We start from the raw sequence: 5,383 nt of genomic DNA, 5'->3' as shown, positions 1-5,383 counted from the left end.
GTGGTCAGCGCCACCTTTGAGGCCGAAGTTTTTGTCGTAGAACTCAGGGCTGAGGCTGAAGCCACTATCGGTGCAGCAGCAGGCTTTGCTCTGGATGAGCATGATAATGGCCTGGATCTGGTTGCATACCATGACGGAATTAAGGGGACGTTTAAGTTTGCGATTGACATACAGAGTGGGAAGGATAAAAAAAAGAATGACTCGTTACCAAAAAAAAGTAACAACGCTGAAGAAGATTGGCAATTATGTTCTCCATTAAAACCTGAAGGATCTGTGTTACGTATTAATCTTTACGGTGAAAAGCGCGTACTCCCTCAGACTTCAGTAACGCCGCCAACTCCTGTTCAACCATGGGCCATGGGTTCTAATCCAGACTGGAATAAAAACGATTAAAAGGACAATGAGCATAACGGAGTTATACATGATTAAGAAAGCGAAAAAAATCAGGCTGAAATACATATTACTCACTATTTTTATCACTGGAGGTATTATGACTTTAAATGCATATTCTAATAGGGAAACACATAAAATTCGTAGCTTATTCAATATAGAAAAATCTTTTTGTATAATTAAAACAAATGATGTTACTGGATTTGACAATCGCGATTCGGCGTGGGCGGAACGAGGTGGTGGCACCTCCAGCACCAATACTTTAATACTCATGGAAAACGGTGAAAACGAAATCAGCCTGGAGATTGGCGCACTGGGTTGGTTCTCTGATAAAACATTATCGCCAGAAGAAAGACGGCGTTTCGATCCGAAATCAGCTTGCCATCTGGAGCTAGTACGTTTTAATGGACAGGAAAAGCAAACACTCTCATCAATAAAAGTAGCTATTAATTCATTGGGGTTACCGGATGCTCAACCTGATAATCTGCACCCAATTGCCAGAACAAAAATTCTGGCTGAACAGATTATCCCAGGACATATTGATCCTGATTATTTTAATAAAACCTATTTCCCGCAAGGAATGGAGCTTTATCGGTTTACGCAGAAAGTTGTATTGAGTGATATCCCAGATTGGGAGTGGGTCAAAGCAGAGCCTTTTACGGGAAGTAATATCCAAATTCAGAAGTTACGAACCGCATACAATGAAATGGCAGAAATTATTAATAGTAAAGACCGTAATCGGCTAAAAAAATTCAATAAAATCGCGTTGAAAGCATGGTCAACTACTACTGGTGACAGTGAAGATGAGATATTGTCATCATTGTATACAAAAGAAAAATTAGAGGGAGGAAGAGCAAAACTAATCCCTATCAAATGGGATGATTATGATGTTCGCATTATGAATAAAGGACGCATGGTAAAACTATACAATAAATCAGATAGAAACTACTCCCCATTAACATATAAATATATTGATAAAAATGGTGATGAGTATTTGGGTTTTTATGCACCGATCTTTTCATTAATTGATGGCGAATTCGTCCCTGTAATATAAAATACACTCTGAAATGTTGTATATAACAACGCAGATAGCAAAAAATAGCCATATATACTTTCAAGATATTTCTTCGCGCTACCTCACTATCATCAAGCATGAAGGCTTTAATCATATATGACCTCCACAAACACTGCCTGCCTGATATCCAGCAGACTTACAGTGCCATTAAGACTTATAATTTTATCGTTAAGAACACCATAAGCCCCCATGGGGTTGTAAAACATAATAGGCAGGTCATGGATAAAAAACTTAACCAACATCATGTTTTATTATCTACAAATCAACCATTCAGGAAATGATCAGCAGAATTAAATTTTACTAACCCCCTCTAAGACGAAATGGCTACAAAAATATATCCGAAAGTGATGAAAAACAAAAAACAGTATCGACTAATAACACTTACTGGAGAAAAATATGCCACTGGCTGCAAAAATTTCAGACAAAGGTTCTCAGCATGATGATTATCGTGAAACTGTCATTAATACCGGTTCAGGCAGCGTATTTATCGATGGTCTCCCTGCTGCCCGAAAAGGAGATCCCCTTACACCCCATGCCAAACCCAAACACCCTCCTCACCCAAGAAAAATAGCCAGTGGTTCTGGTACGGTTTTTATTGAGGGTCTGCCCGCGGCCAGAACGGGTGATGCTGTTAACTGCGGCGGTGTGATTATCGGCGGTACAGTCACTATTGGTTAACTTTCTTAGTCCAGAACTTGTGATGCGACTAAATGTGTACCCGGCGGGCATACGGCCGCGTGCGGGTGCGTTTTCACCCGGACCGCACCACGGACGTAAAGGTGGACCACACCGAGACCATTGGCAGCAACCAGCGGATTAGCGTCGGGCACGACCAGACCCTCACCGTGGCTCATGACCGGCGCATGACGGTGCGCAATGACCAGACGCTGCGGGTTAATAACGAGGGAAACCAGAACCACAGCACCACCGGGGACCACCTCAGCCGGGTGGAGGGCAGCCACAGCCTGACGGTCAAAGGCAGCCAGGCACTGAAGGTGACGGGGGCCTGCGGCACCCGTGCGCGGGGTGAAATCGTGCTGCAGAGCGACACGCAAATCACCCTGCGGGTGGGCGGCTCCTTTGTGGTGATACACCCGGCCGGGGTGGACATCACGGGGCCGAAAATCAATCTCAACAGCGGGGGACGTCCGGTAACGCCGGTGGGGGTGATGTTGCCGGGGATGATGGATGTGATAGCTGATGATGAATCAGAAGGATATATTGCTTATCTCCCTAAGGGCATACAAGAAGAAGTAATGGATCAGGGCGAAGCAGAACAATATGGACAGACAGCACAAAAGGTAGTTCATAAAACATCAGAATTAGCCATAAGCGGGAAAGAAAAACTTTATACATCTGAAGTCATACTGATAACATCAACTATTATAGAGAAGCATTCAACATATGAAATAGGTGGAGATCACTCCGCTATATATTTTAACGTAAAAAATGATTCTTTTGGGCCATATCTGTTCGATCCTAATGGAAGTTATAATCCCTATAAAAAACTAGAGGGTGGATATGGACAACGTGGATCAGGTTTTTTATTTAGTGGTGAATTTGCAAATTTGAATGACTTCATTACTTATCAGGAAAATCCTGAGGGGAAATCTAAAGATAAACTTGATAATGAATGGTTTCCATATAAGGTTAAAATAGTAGCCTTACCTGTTACGGATGAAGAGATAGTGGTGCTAACAAACGCCGCTATCGCTTTAGATGATGGTGATGAGGAACCTGGAGCATTTAGTTGCGCTGAATGGTCTTCAAAATTGCTACAACATATAGAGCCTGAAATGGATACGTATACGTTACCAAATTCGTTATGGGCAGCAGTGATTGAGATAAGAAAACGTAGGCTGGAAGAGATGAGTGCCGCCAGATGAGAATTTTTAAAACAGCTGCCCTCCTGATGATTTTCATTATTATGATGGTTGCTCACTTTTATTTATTGGATAAAATTGTAGAAAAACATCAGGTTTCTGGTTTTTATATTTTTATATATTTTTTTATATATTTCCTTTCTTCAATGTTCTTATTGTTAGCATTTGACATTTTCTATACGATGAAACCCGCATGGGCCTTGTTTATCGGTGGTATCTGTGGGTGGTTTTTATCCTTTTGTTCGCTGCTTATTACTGATGTAATATCAGGAGAAGACTTAACCACCCGATGGCGCTTACTTTTCATGGTTTCAGGCGTGATGTTAATTGGGTGGTGGTATTTTCCGTTCTTTATTTTTATTATGAAACGCTTTGATTCAATGAAAAGGGAATTATAATCATTAAATGGAAATCAGCAATATTATTGAACATATCCAGCGTACATAGCATCCAGCCAGGAGTTCGCGATATGTACAAATCAAATTCATTGAATTTTATTATTATGACTTAGGCATTAAAATAGGATATCGAACTGGCGTGGGCGTGATATGCAGGTAAACTAATTGTGGAGAAATAACAAAATGAAAATTTACATTTTATTGATTTCACTACACCTCTCCTTTGGCACGTTTGGAGCGAAACCATGTAAAGAAGAACATGATTATCAAGCATTCTATGATTTAAAAAATCTCTCGAGAATAAAAAGGAAACAAACGAGAAAATATATAATGTGCTTAAAAACAAGCTTAATGAGTTAGAGGTGTGCCATGAAAAACCGATGAATGATATTTATATTATTAGAAGTAAAATTTATTCATATAAAGTGAATGGGAAAGAAACTAAAGCAAGTGTTATATACGATTGCGATAATTTGTCAACGAAAAACGTATGTTTAAAAGATAACCGCATTGATTGGGACTGGACTGAGCGTATATATCCAAGATCTAGTTCAAAGCTACGAAGATCTTTACCAGAAAGCAATCAAGAGATGGAATTTCCATTTTCAGTCGATGGGTTTGAGCTAACCAGTATCACTCTTACATACATTAACACCTTAGGGATAAAGGAAAATAAAAACGTTGAGTATTATAAAAAAAGCAATAATTATGCATACGCCATAGTAAACATAAGAAATTTATTTTATGAAAATATTATTGCTAATGACCAATTTTCAAATTGCTGGCTAGTCTCTATCTATAAAAATCCCAATGGAAAATATCTTAAGGTAATATGGTATTATGCTGGATCAAATTTTTTGGAAGACATGAAAAATAAAAATAAGTAAACATTGATAACACAGCACCTGCAGAAATATAACTTAAAAAATTACTCCATCGATGTTTATAACTTTACCCAAAAGTGGGTGTCCGGAAGCATGGCTGAAAGAGTATAAAGCGGGGGCGTCTGAATCGTTAAGTGCTGATGAAAAGCCAGAAAAAGTCATACTGTATTACGGAGGAAAGAAAAAAGAATTAAGTATAGGCGGTTCATTCAGAAGTCCGTGGGACTATCTCAGTTCAGTTACCCACCCCGGAAAAATTTTTGATGAACCGGCTCATTATGCAGTTGTGGTAAATGGCTGTCACGAGTGTGGCAGATATGTTGAAATTGATGTCTGTCCGACGATAGAAATACGTTTTACGGTTGGGTTAAGCTATGACCTTATTTCATCACGCAGAGAGCGAACTATCAAAGAACGCCGTGACGAGCAAATAAAATCCCGTCAAACCATGGATAATACGCAGTCAAAAAATAAGAATAAATTACGTAACGGCTGGACGTATAAAACGGCTCAGTTTGAGTTGATGAATAAAACTGCACTGAACGTGGATTTCGGATTGAAAATTTGCAATAAAGAATTTACACATGAGTATGAGGAAGAAATCAAAAAACTGCGCAGAACTAAAGCACTTGAGCAGTTAAATCGGGCAGATCAGTTAGTTGATAACCTCAACACTTATTTTGCTCCTGATCCAGAAAATGGAAACAAGACACGAGAATATGCTGTATTTTCATTTAAAGCAGAGCCACTGAA

General features: G+C 39.5%; 5 protein-coding genes and 3 pseudogenes. All 8 read left to right on the top strand.

Annotated features, from left to right (window positions below):
* A pseudogene (locus KXR87_RS23315) lies at nucleotides 1–393 on the top strand (hypothetical protein); the annotation flags it as partial.
* Nucleotides 394–421: 28 nt separating this feature from the next.
* Nucleotides 422–1,444, top strand: a complete 1,023-nt coding sequence (locus tag KXR87_RS23310; protein ID WP_437434552.1) for a hypothetical protein — start codon at nucleotides 422–424, stop codon at nucleotides 1,442–1,444.
* A gap of 417 nt (nucleotides 1,445–1,861) precedes the next feature.
* On the top strand, nucleotides 1,862–2,143 hold the full coding sequence (locus KXR87_RS23305) for a type VI secretion system PAAR protein (protein ID WP_437434551.1): 282 nt from the start codon (nucleotides 1,862–1,864) through the stop codon (nucleotides 2,141–2,143).
* A 32-nt stretch (nucleotides 2,144–2,175) separates the two neighbouring features.
* Nucleotides 2,176–2,403 (top strand): annotated as a pseudogene (locus tag KXR87_RS23300) (bacteriophage T4 gp5 trimerisation domain-containing protein); the annotation flags it as partial.
* Between the two features lie 96 nt (nucleotides 2,404–2,499).
* Complete coding sequence (locus tag KXR87_RS23295; RefSeq protein WP_437434553.1) at nucleotides 2,500–3,351, top strand: hypothetical protein; 852 nt, start codon at nucleotides 2,500–2,502, stop codon at nucleotides 3,349–3,351.
* Nucleotides 3,348–3,746: a hypothetical protein gene (locus KXR87_RS23290; RefSeq protein ID WP_437434550.1), complete on the top strand. Its 399-nt coding sequence runs from the start codon at nucleotides 3,348–3,350 to the stop codon at nucleotides 3,744–3,746. The genes KXR87_RS23295 and KXR87_RS23290 overlap by 4 nt, the downstream gene beginning before the upstream one ends.
* A 332-nt stretch (nucleotides 3,747–4,078) precedes the next feature.
* Complete coding sequence (locus KXR87_RS23285; RefSeq protein WP_437434549.1) at nucleotides 4,079–4,633, top strand: hypothetical protein; 555 nt, start codon at nucleotides 4,079–4,081, stop codon at nucleotides 4,631–4,633.
* Between the two features lie 52 nt (nucleotides 4,634–4,685).
* Nucleotides 4,686–5,383, top strand: a pseudogene (locus tag KXR87_RS23280) (hypothetical protein); the annotation flags it as partial.

This window comes from Yokenella regensburgei, assembly GCF_051486985.1.
GTDB lineage: Bacteria > Pseudomonadota > Gammaproteobacteria > Enterobacterales > Enterobacteriaceae > CBFFRJ01.
This window is presented reverse-complemented; position numbering and strand designations above follow the sequence as displayed.